This is a genomic window from Affinundibacterium nitidum (assembly GCF_014284155.1).
Taxonomy (GTDB): Bacteria; Pseudomonadota; Gammaproteobacteria; order Burkholderiales; family Burkholderiaceae_D; genus Undibacterium; species Undibacterium nitidum.
Genome location: NZ_JACOFZ010000004.1, coordinates 69,801 through 87,119, shown reverse-complemented (window position 1 = coordinate 87,119; position 17,319 = coordinate 69,801). Strand labels below are relative to the sequence as shown.

At 46.7% G+C, this 17,319-nt stretch carries 13 protein-coding genes and 1 other RNA gene; 4 read left to right on the top strand and 10 right to left on the bottom strand.

What is annotated here, in order from left to right:
- Positions 1-91: 91 nt before the first annotated feature.
- From cmk to gyrA, 7 genes are all read right to left on the bottom strand, one after another.
- A complete protein-coding gene (gene cmk / locus H8K36_RS11935; protein WP_222611209.1) occupies positions 92-784 on the bottom strand; it encodes a (d)CMP kinase in 693 nt (230 codons plus the stop codon).
- Entirely contained in the window at positions 781-2,118 is a 1,338-nt protein-coding gene (aroA, locus tag H8K36_RS11930) for a 3-phosphoshikimate 1-carboxyvinyltransferase (protein ID WP_186916708.1), read from the bottom strand. Before aroA ends, cmk begins: the two co-directional genes overlap by 4 nt.
- Positions 2,119-2,226: 108 nt before the next feature.
- Complete coding sequence (locus tag H8K36_RS11925; RefSeq protein WP_186916707.1) at positions 2,227-3,156, bottom strand: prephenate dehydrogenase; 930 nt, start codon at positions 3,154-3,156, stop codon at positions 2,227-2,229.
- A 77-nt stretch (positions 3,157-3,233) separates the two neighbouring features.
- On the bottom strand, positions 3,234-4,307 hold the full coding sequence (gene pheA / locus H8K36_RS11920; RefSeq protein ID WP_186916706.1) for a prephenate dehydratase: 1,074 nt from the start codon (positions 4,305-4,307) through the stop codon (positions 3,234-3,236).
- Between the two features lie 341 nt (positions 4,308-4,648).
- Positions 4,649-5,053, bottom strand: a complete 405-nt coding sequence (locus H8K36_RS11915; RefSeq protein ID WP_186916705.1) for a hypothetical protein — start codon at positions 5,051-5,053, stop codon at positions 4,649-4,651.
- Positions 5,050-6,156 carry a 3-phosphoserine/phosphohydroxythreonine transaminase gene (gene serC / locus H8K36_RS11910; RefSeq protein WP_186916704.1) on the bottom strand — a complete coding sequence of 369 codons (1,107 nt, stop codon included), beginning with the start codon at positions 6,154-6,156 and terminating at the stop codon, positions 5,050-5,052. The genes H8K36_RS11915 and serC overlap by 4 nt, the downstream gene beginning before the upstream one ends.
- Positions 6,157-6,288: 132 nt before the next feature.
- Positions 6,289-8,916 (bottom strand): DNA gyrase subunit A, encoded by a 2,628-nt coding sequence (gene gyrA, locus H8K36_RS11905; protein WP_186916703.1) that lies wholly within the window; start codon positions 8,914-8,916, stop codon positions 6,289-6,291.
- A 642-nt stretch (positions 8,917-9,558) separates the two neighbouring features.
- Between gyrA and ompA the strand changes: the two genes are divergently transcribed.
- The 4 genes from ompA (at position 9,559) to ssrA (ending at position 12,235) form a co-directional block, all read left to right on the top strand.
- A complete protein-coding gene (gene ompA, locus H8K36_RS11900; protein WP_186916702.1) occupies positions 9,559-10,236 on the top strand; it encodes an outer membrane protein OmpA in 678 nt (225 codons plus the stop codon).
- Positions 10,237-10,412: 176 nt separating this feature from the next.
- Positions 10,413-11,132: a bifunctional 2-polyprenyl-6-hydroxyphenol methylase/3-demethylubiquinol 3-O-methyltransferase UbiG gene (gene ubiG / locus H8K36_RS11895; protein WP_186916701.1), complete on the top strand. Its 720-nt coding sequence runs from the start codon at positions 10,413-10,415 to the stop codon at positions 11,130-11,132.
- On the top strand, positions 11,129-11,806 hold the full coding sequence (gph, locus tag H8K36_RS11890) for a phosphoglycolate phosphatase (protein ID WP_230404585.1): 678 nt from the start codon (positions 11,129-11,131) through the stop codon (positions 11,804-11,806). The genes ubiG and gph overlap by 4 nt, the downstream gene beginning before the upstream one ends.
- Positions 11,807-11,874: 68 nt before the next feature.
- Positions 11,875-12,235: a transfer-messenger RNA gene (gene ssrA, locus H8K36_RS11885) on the top strand.
- An 85-nt stretch (positions 12,236-12,320) separates the two neighbouring features.
- Here ssrA and H8K36_RS11880 read toward each other — a convergent pair.
- From H8K36_RS11880 to H8K36_RS11870, 3 genes are all read right to left on the bottom strand, one after another.
- Positions 12,321-14,501: a DUF805 domain-containing protein gene (locus tag H8K36_RS11880; protein WP_186916699.1), complete on the bottom strand. Its 2,181-nt coding sequence runs from the start codon at positions 14,499-14,501 to the stop codon at positions 12,321-12,323.
- A gap of 299 nt (positions 14,502-14,800) precedes the next feature.
- Positions 14,801-16,699 carry a ferrous iron transporter B gene (feoB, locus tag H8K36_RS11875; protein ID WP_186916698.1) on the bottom strand — a complete coding sequence of 633 codons (1,899 nt, stop codon included), beginning with the start codon at positions 16,697-16,699 and terminating at the stop codon, positions 14,801-14,803.
- On the bottom strand, positions 16,696-17,016 hold the full coding sequence (locus H8K36_RS11870) for a FeoA family protein (protein ID WP_230404582.1): 321 nt from the start codon (positions 17,014-17,016) through the stop codon (positions 16,696-16,698). Before H8K36_RS11870 ends, feoB begins: the two co-directional genes overlap by 4 nt.
- Between the last annotated feature and the right edge of the window lie 303 nt (positions 17,017-17,319).

Here is a 17,319-nt window from a genome sequence, read left to right as displayed (position 1 = left end):
AGACTTTGCGTCCAAATGAGAACCTATCAACCAGCTCAGCAGACGATCTGAGCGTGGAGATTCTTACGCAAAAAAACAAAAGGAAATCCGATTATTTTTTGTTTCTTACCGCGTTCGTGTAGAGACTGAGTATCTGATGTACCGCTTCATTCGCAGTGATATGAGACGTATCTAAGTAAAACGCGCCTGGTGCAGGCTTGAGAGGCGCTTCTGTGCGAGCCATGTCGCGAGCATCACGTTCTGCCAAATCTTTTACCAAGTCTTCCATATTAGCAGGAAAACCCTTTTCAATCAATTGCTTATAGCGACGATTTGCACGTGCCTCGACACTTGCTGTCAAAAATACCTTTTGAATGGCATCTGGGAAGATTACGGTACCCATATCGCGCCCATCGGCGACAAGACCCGGGGCTTGCCTAAATGACACTTGTAGCTCTACCAAGGCTTTGCGAACTAATGGCAATACTGCAATTTTCGAAGCCGCCACACCGATTTCCTCATGGCGCACCGCATCAGTGACATCATCACCATCAAGATAAACATGGCCTTTTTCAAAACGACATGGCAGCACCCGTGCCAAATCAGCAATGGCTTGCTCTTGATCTAAAGCGATGTCATGACGAATTGCGGATAGCGCAGTCAAACGATACAAAGCCCCAGAATCCAAGTAATGAAAACCGAGCTGCTTGGCAACGCGATGCGCAACCGTGCCCTTGCCCGACGCAGTCGGACCATCAATACTGATGACTGGAAAAACAACTTTGTCGTTTATGGTATCGCTCAAAATAAGTCCTCATGCTTAATCTTTACAAAAGCTTCGAAGAAGTCAGGAAATGTTTTTGCCACACATTTAGGATCATTGATTCGCATCGCTGCCCCTCTTCTCGCTACGCCATCCAAGGTCGCGAGTGAAAAACACATCGCCATCCTATGGTCATCGTAGGTATCAATTGTAGCGGGAACCAGCGCGGTTGGTGGCGTGACTTTCATAAAATCTTGGCCTTCCTCAACAATCGCACCCAGTTTTCTAAGCTCTGTTGCCATCGCTACAATGCGATCCGTCTCCTTTACACGCCAGCTCTCGATATTGCGCAATGTAGTCGTTCCTTCCGCATACAAAGCGGCAATCGCGATGGTCATCGCCGCATCGGGGATATGATTAAAGTCCATATCGATTGCTTTTAAAGCACCCGTCGTTTCAGCTTCGATCCAGTTATCACCCATGGTGATCTTCGCGCCCATTTTTTCGAGTGCTTCAGAAAATCGCACATCGCCTTGAATACTACTTTTACCGACGCCCTCAACGCGAATCGGTCCACCAGCGATCGCGCCCGCAGCCAAGAAGTAAGATGCGGATGAGGCATCACCTTCAACATAGATTTCGCCGGGTGACACATAATGCTGTCCCGCTTTTATCGTAAAGCTTTGCCAACCGTCGCGTTCTACCTGAACACCGAAGCGCGCCATTAAATTCAAGGTAATTTCAATATAAGGTTTCGAAATCAACTCTCCGACAACTTCGATCACCACATCGGCTTGCTGCGCAGCCAACGGTGACGCCATCAATAATGCCGTCAAAAACTGACTAGAAACATTGCCCTTCACCTGCATTTTTTGTGCGTGGATATGGCCGCGCTTAATATGCAAAGGTGGATAGCCAGGGTTTCCTGTGTAATCGATTTGCGCACCAACCGCATTTAAAGCATCAACCAAATCACCAATCGGGCGTTCATGCATACGAGGCACGCCATGCACCGTGTAATCACCACCCAACACAGCTAAGGCAGCAACTAATGGGCGGATCGCTGTTCCTGCATTTCCCATAAATAAATCTGCTTGATGATGCGGAAAATGACCAGCAGCACCAACCACTGTGTAGTTTTGTGTTTCACCCTCTTGCGTCCAATGTACGCCTAAACTATGGAGAGCATTCAACATCACCATAGTGTCGTCAGAGGCCAACAAATCATGAATTTGCGTCGTGCCCTTAGATAAAGCTGCCAGCAACAAGATACGATTAGAAATGCTTTTCGACCCCGGCAAACGTACGGTGCCCTGCACCTTCATCACAGGATGCAAATCGAGGAAATGGGGATAGCTTTTACTTTGTTCTTTCATACCTAATCCGGTTTCTAATCAATTTGGTTTTAATTGATTCTATTTGACTCAATCGCTTGCGAGAGAAGAGCATCTGCGAGCGTCGCTTGCGACGTCCCTCACTCTGAATTAATCACCACCATCTTTACTCTGCGCCTCAGCTACTTCGATCGCAGCAATCCAATTGACACGTGCTTGCTGTGCCCTGCGATAGACGTCCTCGATAGCTTGGGCATCCCGCTCCACAAGAGAAATTCGTAATTTGGCTAATTGCTCTGTATAGGAATCCAACTCCTGCAGCAAGGCATCTCGGTTCGCCAAACTAATATCGCGCCACATCTCCGGAGACGAACCGGCAATCCGCGTGAAATCTCGAAAGCCACTCGCGGCATATTGAAACAAGCGGTCTGCATGGGGTTTCGCTGCGATATCTGCCACCAGAGTATACGCCAGCAAATGAGGCAAGTGACTTACCGAAGCGAACACTTGATCATGTTCCTGCGGACTCAAATGATGAATGATTGCGCCACACAGCTTCCATGCCTGTGCGACCATTTCAACCGCTTCGTTAGTGTTTTCAGGTGAGCGAGTAATAACGACTTTTTTACCCACATAGAGATCAGCCAAGGCCGCATCAGGGCCATTTTTTTCGCGGCCTGCGATGGGATGTGCTGGTACAAACTGAGCATTTTTTTCTTGCAAAGATTCTCGTGCCGCAGCTACCACATCTGCCTTTGTACTCCCTGCATCAGTAACAATCGTGCCAGGCTGCAAATGCGGATAAATAGCGCTCAAAATCTTTGTGGTTTGCGCCACTGGTGTGGCGATCATAATCAAGTCTGCATCTATGACAGCAGCACCGATATCATCAGTAAAGCTATCAACAATGCCAAGTTGCTGCGCCAATTGCAAAGAGTTTGCATGCCGGTCAACCCCGACAATATGGGTCACCGCATGCGATTTTTTCAAGGCGAGCGCAAATGAGCCGCCAATTAGGCCCACACCGATCAGAACAACTTTTTTAAAATGTGGACGTGGTAACGTCACTTGGTTTTCCATCTTTGTGCCAATGTAAACTATTAAGGAATCTAAATTTGAGGCGCCTCATCACCGTATTGGAGATGAAGCATCAAAGCTTATACCGTGCAGGGATAAGATCCCAAAATTTTGAAGAAAGCGGCATCTTGGTTCAGCTCATCCATTGCGGCTTTCACCTTGGCATCCATGGCATGCCCTTCAACGTCGACATAGAAGTAATACTCCCAATTGCCAGTACGCGCAGGACGAGATTCAAAACGCGTCATCGACACACCATGCTTGGATAGAGGTGCCAACAAATTGTAAACAGCACCCGCTTTATTTGGCGTTGCTAAGACAATTGAGGTTTGGTCTTTTCCGCTTGGTGTCGTGTGCAAACGCCCCACCACCGCGAAACGCGTGCGATTGTGTGGATCATCCTGGATATGCGCACTGACGATACCCAAATTGTATTGATGTCCTGCGATTTCACTGGCGATGGCCGCTACACTGTAATCGGCACTTGCCATGCGCGCAGCTTCTGCATTGGAAGCCACCGCCTGACGTTCAACATGAGGATAATGCTGATTCAACCATGCTTGGCATTGCGCCAAAGCCTGTGAATGGGCACAAATGCGAGTCACGCCTTCCATGGTACCTGACTTACTCATCAGACTATGCTGCACTGGAATCGCAACCTCACCACTAATCGCCAAACTGGTTTGTAGGAGCAAATCCAACGTACGATTAATAGCGCCCTCAGAGGAATTCTCAATTGGCACCACACCGAAATCTGCTGTACCTGCTTCCGTCGCTCGAAACACTTCATCGATAGAAATACAAGGCAAAGCTTCAATTGCGTGCCCAAACTGTTTGTACACCGCTTGCTCACTGAATGTACCAACGGGTCCCAAGAAAGCCACCACTACACGACGCTCCAAGGCGCGGCAAGCGGACATCACTTCACGGAAAATCAATTGAATATCGTCGCTACTCAAGGGACCAGAATTTTTTTCAGCCATATTGCGTAGCACTTGCGCTTCGCGTTCAGGGCGAAACACAGGTGCATTGGTTTCAGCCTTAACATGGCCAACTTCTTGTGCGACGCACGCACGCTGATTCAATAGCTCTAAGATCGCAGCATCAATAGCGTCGATTTTTTCGCGCAAAGGGAGTAATTTATTGTCGTTCATTTCGAAACCTAAAAACCGTTTTTTGGAAAAGACTTACGCAAAACCGACGCTGGCGTTGTTACGTTCAACTTGTCGTACATGCGTACTGTCTTCAGCTCCGCGCCTAGCCAGCGCAATTTTGCGAAAGTCCCAATAAATTCATTAGAGCGCATGTCCTCAATGAAAAATATTAAGTAAAACTAACACACTCATTCAAGCTTTTGGCTTGATTCATCAGCGCCACGGTTTCTAGGTGATGGTGGATACCATGCGAAGAAAGGGCTGATAATGAAGAAAGAACTGATTTTACAACTAGCAAGTAACCGAATTAAAAAGAAATAATACCGAGACGTAGCACTCAATTACTTCGATATTTCCTCACTCCTAAATTTCATCATTTGATCGCATAGATCTTTCGTCCAAACTGGTATTTGATTATTTCCACGGTCAAACGAAATCATGTACGCGTTTTTTCTTGTAATCAGCTTAAACCGTTGCACTCCCTCCTCGGTTTTCGGTCGATTTTCGGGGTCACTAATTGCATCCAAAAAAACTTGCATCTTCGCGTCTGGATATGTTTTTTTTAACACACGCAAAAATTCATCTGGTGTTTTGACCTTCTCTAAACCCAAACCAGAATCATCCACATCTTTGAATGAAATACAGCCATCTTCACGATGCACGACACGCCATTCGACTTGTTGCGCATTTACCAAATCAGCAAATAAACAAAAGCTTGCGGTAAAAATAAACTTCGATATTTTCATAATTGGGCTTTTCGCGCAAACTCTCGCATAAACGCCACCAAAGCCTGCACACCTTCAATCGGCATCGCGTTATAAATCGAGGCGCGCATACCTCCGACTGATTTATGTCCCTTCAACTGCAATAAACCTTGTTCTTTTGCCGCGGACAAGAAAGCCGCATTCAAGGACTCATCTTTCAAGTAGAAAGGCACATTCATACGTGAACGATATTCTTTTGCCACGCGGGTGACGTAAAAATCGGTGCTATCGAGAAAATCGTAGAGCAACTTCGCTTTCGCAATATTTTGTTGCTCCATCGCGGCTACACCACCTTGGCGCTTTAACCATTGGAACACGAGACCAGCGATATAGATGGAATATGTAGGTGGTGTGTTGTACATGGAGTCATTGTCGGACACGTTCTTCCAATCGAAGGCGGACGGACAGATCGACAAAGCACTACCCAACAAGTCTTCACGCACTATCACCAGCGTTAAACCTGCAGGGCCGATATTTTTCTGTGCACCACCAAAAATCACACCATATTTCGATACATCGATAACGCGTGACAAAATATGGGACGACATGTCTGCAACTAATGGTGCGTTATTCGTTCTGGCGGCGACATCAGGTACAAAATGGTATTCCACACCGTCGATGGTTTCATTGGTGCATAGATGCACATAGGCGGGGTCTGCGCTTAGATTCCACGTACCCTGGTCAGGCACGCCATCAAAACCTGCACTTTCACTCGATGCAGCCACATTGACGTTGGCATACTTCTTAGCTTCCTTAATCGACTTGCCGCTCCAGGAGCCAGTATGAATAAAATCGATCGTCGCGGGCTGTGCCTTACGCCCGACCAAATTCATAGGAATGATCGCGTTCTCACCAAGGCCACCACCTTGCAAAAACAAAATTTTGTAGTTAGAGGGAACGTTTAAGAGTTCGCGTAAATCTGACTGCGCTTGCGCCAGAATCGACATGAATTCAGGACCACGATGACTCATTTCCATCACCGACATGCCACTGCCATGCCAATCTAACATTTCACTTGCTGCCTGCTGCAAGACTTCTTTAGGTAAGACCGCTGGGCCTGCTGAGAAATTGTAGATGGGTTTCATGGTATTCAAACGATGATCGAAAAACGGTCAGTGGAGCGACTTACTCCACTCGTCGGGCATTTACCCAACACTTTCCTGCATTCTATTGATGAGGGTCGCGTGAACATGGCGTCCACGCGACTCACCTGACTCTTACTCGGCAGCTGCTTCGCCGCCTTCAGTTACTTCAGATTCTGGGTCAGCATCTGTTTCCACAATGCGCTGCAAGCCAGACAGTTTCGTGCCGTCTTCTACCGCAATCAAGGTCACGCCTTGTGTCGCGCGACCCATTTCACGGATTTCAGAAACACGGGTACGAATTAATACGCCACCAGTCGTAATCAACATAATTTCGTCAGTCGATTCAACCAAGGTCGCTGCAACCACTTTACCATTACGTTCAGAAGTCTGAATTGCGATCATACCTTTCGTGCCGCGACCATGACGCGTGTATTCCGTAATCGGTGTGCGCTTGCCAAAACCATTTTCGGTTGCGGTCAAGACAGATTGTTGTTCATTTTCAGCGACCAACAATGCAATCACTTGTTGACCTTCTTCGAGGTTCATACCGCGTACACCACGTGCCGTACGACCCATTGGGCGCACATCGTTCTCATCAAAACGCACTGCTTTGCCAGAATCAGAGAACAACATGACATCATGCTTACCGTCGGTCAACGCAGCACCGATCAAGAAGTCACCGTCATCCAAATCGACAGCGATAATGCCAGCTTTACGTGGATTGCTAAAATCAGTCAATGCTGTCTTCTTCACTGTACCCAAGCTAGTCGCCATAAACACATAATGGTCTTCTGGGAAAGTACGGTTATCGCCCGACAATGGCAAGATCACAGTGATCTTCTCGCCGTCTTGGAGCGGGAACATATTGACGATAGGCTTACCACGAGAGTTACGAGAACCTTGTGGCACTTCGTACACTTTCAACCAATACATGCGACCACGGTTCGAGAAGCACAAGATGTAATCATGCGTGTTCGCCACGAACAATTGTTCGATCCAGTCGTCATCCTTCGTTGCTGCAGCCTGCTTACCGCGGCCACCACGTTTTTGCGCGCGGTATTCCGACAACGGCTGCGACTTCATGTAACCTGTATGAGACAGAGTCACGACCATATCGACTGGCGTGATTAAGTCTTCAGTTTCCAAATCTGTCGCGTTCAGTACAATTTCAGAGCGACGCGCATCTTTATTGCCAATACCGTACTCATTTACACACACAGTCAACTCATCAGTGATGATCACGGTGACGCGTTCTGGTTTAGACAAAATATCGAGCAAATCAGCAATTTCTGCCATCACATCTTTATATTCGTTGACGATCTTATCTTGCTCGAGACCAGTCAAGCGTTGCAAACGCATTTGTAGAATTTCTTGCGCCTGATCGTCAGACAATTTATACAATCCGTCTGGTTGAATACCGTAATGCTTAGGCAAGCTCTCAGGACGGAAGGCCTCAATGCCACCTGGATTATCTGCCGCCGTGCGCGTCAACATTTCACGCACCATGGAACTATCCCATGCGCGAGTCATCAATTCTTGTTTCGCAATCGGTGGCGTTGGTGCGGCTTTGATAATCGCGATGAAATCATCAATATTCGCCAATGCAACCGCCAAACCTTCCAACACGTGACCGCGTTCGCGCGCTTTGCGTAATTCGAACACAGTACGACGCGTTACCACTTCTCGGCGATGCGACAAGAAGCATTCCAGCATTTGCTTCAGGTTCAACAACTTCGGTTGGCCATTGACCAAGGCCACCATATTCATACCAAAGGTATCTTGCAATTGCGTTTGCTTATAGAGATTGTTCAATACAACCTCAGGCACTTCACCGCGTTTCAACTCGATCACGACACGCATACCGGACTTATCGGACTCGTCGCGAATATCAGAAATACCTTCGAGTTTCTTGTCACGCACATTTTCAGCGATACGTTCCAACAAGGACTTCTTGTTCACTTGGTACGGCAATTCATCAATGATGATCGCGGTACGTCCTTCTTTACCAAATTCTTCGAAATGTGTTTTCGCGCGCATCACAACACGGCCACGTCCAGTGCGATAACCGTCACGCACACCAGAAACGCCGTAAATCAAGCCAGCTGTTGGGAAGTCTGGCGCTGGAATAATTTCAATCAATTCATCAACGCTGCACTCAGGATTGCGCAAGACATGCAAAGCACCGTTGATGACTTCAGTGATATTGTGCGGCGGAATATTAGTCGCCATACCTACCGCAATACCTGAAGAACCATTAATCAACAAATTTGGAATACGGGTTGGCAATACCGAAGGTTCTTTTTCCTTACCGTCGTAGTTAGGCACGAAATCAACGGTCTCTTTATCGATGTCAGCCAAAATTTCGTTAGCAATCTTATCGAGTCGGCACTCGGTATAACGCATCGCCGCAGCATTATCACCATCGACTGAGCCGAAGTTACCTTGACCATCAACCAAGGTGTAGCGCAAGGAAAAGTCCTGCGCCATACGAACCAAAGTATCGTAAATGGAAGCATCGCCATGTGGGTGATACTTACCCATGACTTCACCAACTACACGCGCGCATTTTACGAATGGTCGGTTGTAGACATTGTTCATTTCATGCATCGCAAACAAAACGCGACGATGTACTGGCTTCAAGCCATCTCGCACATCCGGCAAAGCACGGCCCACAATCACACTCATGGCGTAATCGAGGTAGCTCTTGCGCATTTCTTCTTCAAGGGAAATCGGGAGTGTTTCTTTAGCGAATTGATCCATTGGCGGGCAGACTAGTAGTGAAATAGTTCTTAATTTGTTTTTCGCTCAAACACCAGACATAGCATCTTGCGGTGATTGACTTCGTCAAAAATAAGCTTGGTTAAAATAACAAGCCAGCACGAAGCTGGCGGAAAACAACATTTCGCAACCAAAACTGAAACCCTATTTTTCTTACAAAAGTAAGGAATAAGCTTTAGTGTTCAACTGTTCATTTTAGCACGGCAACTGTAGTGAATCACCGTTTTTATCGTTATCAAAAACCAATCTCAAAATTGAAATTTTTACCATCAATTTTTAGTATTAGAGAGACTTTCAGTATTTTTTAGAAAATCACCACATTGCTGACGGAAAATCCCAATGTTTTTGTCATGTTGTCAAAAAAAGACATAATTTGCATTTCCTGACTTTTCACTCGAATTCATTTGAATGCAGGAAACTACACTTATGGCAAAATCGCCTTGTCGCAACGCACAAGTTGTCTTGTTTTGCTTGACTCCATCTATGAGAAGTCATAGTCATGTCATCAAGCACGTGTTAAAATTATGACTTCATGTGCACTGCATAACTAGTTTGTGCACATTTACGCTTTTGCTTTTTTATTCGAGCAGTTCATCTGCGATTATTCTCAACCGAGGAAAAAATATGAAACTTTTAGTTAATCTCGCGATTGCAGCAACTGCTGTTGCCGCTTTTTCGGCATCCGCTCAGACAATCACTGACATCAAAGCAAACTCACCATATAGCGCGTACGTGCAAGATGCACGCGGCGTAATCGTCCGTGACCCATTTGGCCTGTGCTGGAGAACTGGCTACTACACACCTGCTGACGCAGTTCCAGGCTGCGACGCTCCTTTGGCACCACCAAAGCCAGTTGAGCCACCAAAGCCAGTTGAACCAGCAAAACCAGTTGAACCACCAAAACCGGTTGAACCACCAAAACCAGTACCACAAGTGACTTCTGAAAAAGTTACTTTTGCAGCTGATGCATTCTTTGATTTCGACAAAGCAATCTTGAAACCAGAAGCAAAAGTAAAATTGGATGACATGACATCCAAACTGAAAGACATGAACTTGGAAGTTATTATCGCTACTGGCCACACAGACTCAGTAGGTACAGATGAATACAACCAAAAATTGTCTATCCGTCGTGCTGAAGCTGTAAAAGCGTACATCATCAGCCGCGGCATCGACGCAAAACGCGTATTCTCTGAAGGCAAAGGCGAAAAACAACCAGTTGCTGACAACAAAACTAAAGATGGCCGCGCGCAAAACCGTCGCGTTGTGATCGAAGTTGTTGGTACACGTTCTGTTACTAAATAATTTCTCGAAATTATTTGAATAAAAAAACCCGCTTCGGCGGGTTTTTTTATTTGTCACAATCGATGGTGATGCATATAAAGGGCACAGGTTAGCCTACGTTGATATATGCAGTTCTGCCCTCACCTTAGCCTGACAAATAATTTACAATGGCAGCTTCTTTATGGAATTGCATAGACATGTCAAATAACTACGCTAGTACGATAAACGCAGATCCAAGCGAAATCCAGAAATTCAGCGAGTTGGCGCATCGTTGGTGGGATGCGAACTCGGAATTCAAGCCCCTTCACGAAATTAACCCTCTGCGCCTTGAATGGATTAACAATATTGCCCCTCTTGCAGGAAAAACCGTGATTGATGTTGGCTGCGGTGGAGGAATATTGGCTGAATCTATGGCAAAAAAGAAGGCCAAGGTAACTGGAATTGACCTATCAGAAAAAGCATTGAAAGTTGCAGATCTTCATGGTCTCGAGTCTGGGGTTGAAGTTCGTTATGAAAAGATCGCTGCCGAAGAAATGGCAGAGCGCGAGGCGGGCCAATATGACGTCGTAACTTGCATGGAAATGCTCGAACACGTGCCGGATCCAGCATCAATTATTCGCGCCTGCAAGAAGCTAGTAAAACCAGGTGGCCACGTATTTTTCTCGACGATCAATCGCAATCCAAAAGCCTATTTATTTGCTGTTATTGGGGCAGAATACCTCTTACAAATGCTTCCCAAGGGAACGCACGACTATCAGAAATTCATCACTCCGGCAGAATTAACGCAAGATATTCGCAATGCGGGCTTACAAGTTAATTCCATGAAGGGAATGAGCTACACCCCACTTACCCAAATCTACTCCCTCAACCAAGACACAAGCGTGAACTATATGGTTGCATGCACAAATCCTATATGATTACACCTAAAGCGGTACTTTTTGATCTTGACGGCACTTTGGCGGATACCGCCCCAGATTTAGCTGCCGCAGTGAATACCATGCGTATCAAGCGTGGTTTAGAGGCTGCTCCGTACTTGAGCCTGCGTCCATTTGCTTCTGCTGGTGCACGCGGCTTGCTTGGTGCTGGTTTTGGCCTTGCGCCAGATGCTCAAGAGTATGAAGAGATGCGAGTAGAGTTTTTACACAATTACGAATCAGCGATCGCGGAACACAGTAAACTATTTGCTGGTGTAAAGCAGTTGCTCGACGGACTTGGAGAACTAGGAATTACTTGGGGCATCGTAACCAATAAAGCCGCACGTTTTACAGATCAACTAGTACCATTGATTCAACTCGAACACGCTGCCTGCGTGATCAGCGGTGATACGACCCCCTACGCCAAACCGCATCCAGAGCCACTCTACGAAGCCGCTCGTCGAGTCAACATCGACCCAAAACAGTGTTGGTATGTGGGGGACGACTTACGAGACATTCAAGCCGCACAAGCAGCAGGCATGACCAGTATTGCTGCCGCATGGGGCTATTGTGGCGCAACCGAACCGACCCATTGGAAAGCAGATGCAATTCTCGATTCTCCCCTAGAATTGCTCGAACTCGTAAGAGCGAAGTTACTGCAAACCCATGCGGCTTAAATAAATCGGCTGTAAAGACTTGAGATTTGTAGCTAGTGCACCATATAGGATATACTTCGTAAAGCTTTGGGGACGACCTGGTTTCGACAGGGGTTGCAAAGCAGCGCAGGGCATACCGAGGCCTGACTACCTCGTAAATACAATCAGAACTATATAACTGCAAACGATAACTCGTACGCATTAGCAGCTTAATCGCTCGCTAGCTCTACACCACCTCTTCCCTAGGGTGGGCTGGCAACAGCAGTAGAGTCATTCATAGGGAATCGTCCTAAGTTGGGTTACTTAGCTTAGGCCTAAATAATAGGTAACTCGTCTTAACGCAGCGTGTGCGTCCGCGTCGTCAAGATTAAATTAAATGGCAGCACTAAGTATGTAGAACTGTCTGTAGAGTGCTTCTGGACGCGGGTTCGATTCCCGCCGTCTCCACCAAAATACAAAAAGCCATCCAAACTTTGGATGGCTTTTTTTGTTGGGGAGTAGCTGATGTCTAGCTCGACTTCAAATTGAAGTGTGATTAGTTCGCTTGGAATGAATCGAAGAAACGTTCTGCCTCATTAGAATTTAGTCTCTTTTTAGGGCTTTGCACGCCTAGCACGAATAACTTTTTCCCCACAAAAAACAATCGAAAATCCTGTTGATCGGCATTAGCTAAACGAATTTTCACTGCTCGTGCGCTAAACGCCCCCTGCATCGTTCTCTGCGTCTCTAATATTTCACCACCGAGTCTCGCTGCAAAATAGTCGGTGAACTTAGTCAATGCTAAAGATTGATCTGGAGGTAAATTTTCGAAGCCAATCTCTTGAACGAGGTACTGGAAACCATTCTCTTCTGCGTCATAGATATGAACCTCATCCATACCTGGTCCCTTTGCACTCGCCGCGGCCGCTAACTCCTCCTTGGGAATTACAGGAAAATTAATCGTAAAGCTGCGGTTGGTAGGGGTAAAGCCATATCCACTTTTGACCGCAGAGGTTTTTGCGCCGGCAAAAGAAAAACCCGGATTACGCGCCAGTTTGAAGGACGCTAAAACACCCAACAGCGTTATTGCAATCAATACCCAAGCAGTAACCGTAATCGAAGTTGGGTTTGGTGGACAAGGTTCACCATAATCGTTTGTGTCCGAACTACCAGGCAGAAGAAGAATAGCCAGATAAAATAAAGCATTGATGGCATTTGCGGCGATCAAAAAACCGACGTTTTTGGATACACTTGCAGTGCCGATCAGTAAAAACAAACCAAGAAGCCACTTCCCACTCATGTTGAAGTCATGCATGCGCAGCACGATCGGTCTATAGATCATGATGATGTAAAGCACTAATCCAGTTGCAATGAGAATAAACGAGGGTTCACGAACCATCAACGCAGCGATCACTCCCATGAATATGAAAGCAAGCGCTGTCATAAATGAGTAGACAATGAACCGCAGACGCCCTAATCGTCCAGCAAACGACAAGGAGAAAAAGGAAGGCGCCTCTCCCACACTAAGCGATTCAAAAACTTGCCCTTCCCTCGCCCCAACTGAACTTTGCCCCTCAGTTCTAGATGGGACATCATATCCCTCGACACCTTCAATTAACCACTTGAACAAGAGTCGTTGTTCATCAAAGTTAGAAATAGGAGCGCGAATACAAACCGCAATTAAACGCTTACCCGTTTGAATACAACATATTTGATAAATACTATCGACATCATCGCCAGGAAATCGTCCGCGAAACTCCGTTACTTTTCCAATGATTTGATCACGCCAATTACGGCCCTTTACTTCAATCGTCTCCGATATCTGCGTTAAAAAGGGCATCTCTTGAGTGACCAATGGCAATCGCATTGTCATCCAAGTGTCAAGACTCATGTCATCTCGACGTCGACCATTAAGCTCAACAACTATTCCAGCTGCCTGTTCGACGAACTTAAGCGCTTTATCATTACGCATTTCTTGCCAAGCAGCAGGAACGAATAATTCCACCCCAAGGCCTGCGTGCGTCACGTGTCGAGTTTTGAGCGAAGAAACATCGAATTTTTCAACTGGCTTTGGTGCAGGTTTGACACTCTCAAGCTCGAGCGATTGAAAACTAAACGCAGGCGTGGAGGACTCCGGTTGATCTGCAGGTGCTGCTGCCTCTACTTCGGCCGGCAAAGCGGAAACTCTAAAATCCCAACCTTTGACAACAGCAGGCTCATCACTTGGCGCCGGAATACTAATCGCGTTGATTGGTGGGAGCGTATCGCCCGTCTTAGCGACTGTGTTTGGCGTCGGCATAGATACTTCAGCAGGCAACTCGTTTTTCTTCTTTAAGAGTGCCTCGCGCGAAGCTTCTAGACTTTTCTTCAGCCAATCGACCCTGACGGCAGCAACCTCAAGTGGTCTATCTGCCAATAACAATCGAATCCCCATTCCATTTGGCGCACGTCGAACGATCTCGGCACCTGATAGCTGGGCAATTTCAGTTCCCGCACCTAATTCAAGCTTATCTTTGTATTCCGAAATATGAATCGTAGACGCTGATGCATCTGCTGTTGGCCAAGAGTGCAGTTGGAAATCTGGTTTTGCGGCGAGTGGTTCGCGCACGACAGAGACAAAGAACTTTGTTTTGACCAAGCGATTCCATAAAGGCTTGAAATTACTCGAAGATTGGGCTTGAGCGACGACTTCCTCAAAACTATCAATAGAGCTGACTGTAGAATTTGAAACAGGCATAGGCGATGGGCGCAAAGAATAGAATATCCTGAATAAACAAAGCAATACGAGCAAATCGAGTTTCAGGGAACAAGTGACCGATAATAGTTTTTCAATATCTATAAGTCAATGTCAAATGTCCTACATCAAACGAGTCACCGACAAAAGGCAACAAGCACCGGATTAACAGTGCCGCACCTCGATTACTTGCCACAAAAATTTAGAGCGCACTTGCTTCAACCCAACATCCAAAAAGAAAAACGACCTCGATTTGAGGCCGTCAAAATAGAAATCAAAACTGAAACGAAGCAAAGAACAAACTAGCCCAGACCAAATGCAATCGCAGTCCTGTAAGTGATGAAAGAGGCTAAGTAAGCGAGTGCAAATAAATAAGTCACCATAATAATTGGCATGCGCCAACCACCAGTTTCACGCTTAACTGTGGCAATCGTTGATATACACTGTGGCGCAAAAACATACCAAGCAAGTAATGACAAAGCTGTTGCCAAGCTCCAATGGGCAGCAATCAAAGGAGACAATGCTTGCGCCGTATCACTTCCTGTAGCTGACAAAGCATATACCGTCCCCAAAGAACTCACGGCAACCTCACGTGCTGCCATGCCAGGCACCAAGGCAACGCTTATTTGCCAATTGAAACCAATCGGTTCAAACACCACCGCCAGTGCTTTCCCAATATAACCCGCAATACTGTATTCAATTGGCGACCCAGTTGCGCCAGCAGGAGCCCCTGGAAAACTGGCCAAGAACCAGAGCGCTATCGTTAAAAGCATAATGATGCCCCCAACACGACCTAGGAAGATCTTCACCCGCTGTTTGAGTCCTACGAAAATGTTTCTCAATGTTGGCAAATGATAGCTTGGCAACTCCATCATCAAAGTACGGATCTGACCATGCGCAGTGAAGCGCTTGAGCACCCAAGCGACTGCCAAGGCTCCAACAATTCCTGCCCCATACAGTGCAAATAAGACCAAACCTTGCAATTCAAAAATGCCCATCACCGTGCGCTGAGGAATAAAGGCACCAATCAATAGTGCATATACTGGGAGGCGGGCGGAGCATGTCATCAATGGTGCGATCATGATGGTAACCAAACGATCGCGAGGATTTGCGATCGTACGAGCTGCCATGATGCCCGGAATAGCGCAAGCGAAACTAGAAAGTAATGGAATAAACGAGCGCCCTGAAAGCCCTACTCCCCCCATCAAGCGATCAAGCAAAAATGCAGCACGCGGCAAATAACCCGACTCCTCAAGAACCAAGATAAAGAAGAATAAAATCAAAATCTGTGGGAGGAAAACGATCACACCACCGGCTCCAGCGATAATGCCGTTGACCAGTAAACTTTGCAGCCAACCCTCTGGTAGCAGACCTGCAACTGTTGAGCCTAACCATTCAGTGCCAGCCTTAATGGCGTCCATCGGGACGGTAGCCCAAGCGAACACCGCCTGAAACACCAAAAACAAAACCAATGCTAGCAACAACGGTCCTAATACAGGGTGCAAGACGACGCGATCAATTTTGTCGCTCATTTCATGCGGCACCATGGCTTCCAAGCCTAGCTTCGTCAAAATCTGACGAACACGTTCATGATCTAAATCAGTATGATGTTTAATTTCTGTATCATCTATCGTCGGCTGACTATCGTTCGCTGCTTGCTGCCAGGCGTCTGCATTTTCAAGCAGCGCTTTCAAAACCGTATCTCCACCTTGTCGGATCCCCACAGTTCGAACGACAGGTACACCTAATTCACGAGACAAGGCTTGCTCATCGACATGCACCCCACGTTGTTCAGCCATGTCTGTCATATTGAGAGCCACCACACACGGGAGGCCCAAGCGCTGCACAGCGATTACCAAACGCAAACTGCGGCGCAGATTAGTGGCGTCGACTACACACACCACCAAATCGGGGCGCTTCTCGCCGATCGCATTTCCGTAAAGAACATCATGAGTAACACGCTCATCTAAAGAGCGTGGATGCAGGCTGTAGGTTCCTGGAAGATCTAGGACGCGTAATACCTTGCCAGACGAAGTCTTGAGTCGACCTTCTTTACGCTCGACGGTCACGCCAGCGTAATTAGCCACCTTTTGTTTGCTATCGGTTAGTAAATTGAATAGCGCTGTTTTGCCACAGTTAGGATTTCCGACGAGCGCGATTAGAGGTCCAGTCGCATGAAAATGGACAACAGCTTCTTTCATGCCGCCACTTTCATGACGGTAGACTCTGGCTCTACCAAAATACAAGCTGCCTCCGCTTTGCGCAGAGCAAAGGTGGAGAGACCGATGCGCACAACTAGTGGGTCTCCACCAAAAGCACCTTTAGCCATTAATGTCACAGGCTCTCCAACGATAAAACCGATGTCTTCAAGTTGCTGCTGCCATTCAGGCGCGCCACCATTGGCCAGAATACTGCGCACGACAAACCTCTCCCCTATCGCAACTTGCGCAAGGTTTGGTAAAGACGAAATGGCGTTGCGGCCTTCCATTGTCATCTCGGAGGTATTTGTTATCGGCATTGATATTGTCATATCAGCATGAAAAGAGCTCATTGGGATAAAACCCTAAAGTATTTCTCAGGGTTAAACTATAAACGAGAATCATTCTTATGTAAATCGAAGCAGCAAGGATTTCAGGGTCAACTCTTTAATTTAAATCAAAGATTTTTTCAAAATTAGAATGCAACTTAGCTAACTTGCCGAAAGAAAACTTTCAGGCCCGGCAAGACCTCTGCCAACCACCGCCAATTTCCTGCATTTCACATTCAATTCACCGAAACTTTGCACCACTTTTTAATTGAATTGAGTCAAAGAAATTAGCCC

What these genes read in the sequence shown, in the direction of transcription:
- aroA (WP_186916708.1), bottom strand. Translation starts at nt 2,118, where the DNA reads ATGAAAGAACAAAGTAAAAGCTATCCCCATTTCCTCGATTTGCATCCT.
- H8K36_RS11925 (WP_186916707.1), bottom strand. Translation starts at nt 3,156, where the DNA reads ATGGAAAACCAAGTGACGTTACCACGTCCACATTTTAAAAAAGTTGTT.
- pheA (WP_186916706.1), bottom strand. Translation starts at nt 4,307, where the DNA reads ATGAACGACAATAAATTACTCCCTTTGCGCGAAAAAATCGACGCTATT.
- H8K36_RS11915 (WP_186916705.1), bottom strand. Translation starts at nt 5,053, where the DNA reads ATGAAAATATCGAAGTTTATTTTTACCGCAAGCTTTTGTTTATTTGCT.
- serC (WP_186916704.1), bottom strand. Translation starts at nt 6,156, where the DNA reads ATGAAACCCATCTACAATTTCTCAGCAGGCCCAGCGGTCTTACCTAAA.
- gyrA (WP_186916703.1), bottom strand. Translation starts at nt 8,916, where the DNA reads ATGGATCAATTCGCTAAAGAAACACTCCCGATTTCCCTTGAAGAAGAA.
- ompA (WP_186916702.1), top strand. Translation starts at nt 9,559, where the DNA reads ATGAAACTTTTAGTTAATCTCGCGATTGCAGCAACTGCTGTTGCCGCT.
- ubiG (WP_186916701.1), top strand. Translation starts at nt 10,413, where the DNA reads ATGTCAAATAACTACGCTAGTACGATAAACGCAGATCCAAGCGAAATC.
- gph (WP_230404585.1), top strand. Translation starts at nt 11,129, where the DNA reads ATGATTACACCTAAAGCGGTACTTTTTGATCTTGACGGCACTTTGGCG.
- H8K36_RS11880 (WP_186916699.1), bottom strand. Translation starts at nt 14,501, where the DNA reads ATGCCTGTTTCAAATTCTACAGTCAGCTCTATTGATAGTTTTGAGGAA.
- feoB (WP_186916698.1), bottom strand. Translation starts at nt 16,699, where the DNA reads ATGAAAGAAGCTGTTGTCCATTTTCATGCGACTGGACCTCTAATCGCG.
- H8K36_RS11870 (WP_230404582.1), bottom strand. Translation starts at nt 17,016, where the DNA reads ATGCCGATAACAAATACCTCCGAGATGACAATGGAAGGCCGCAACGCC.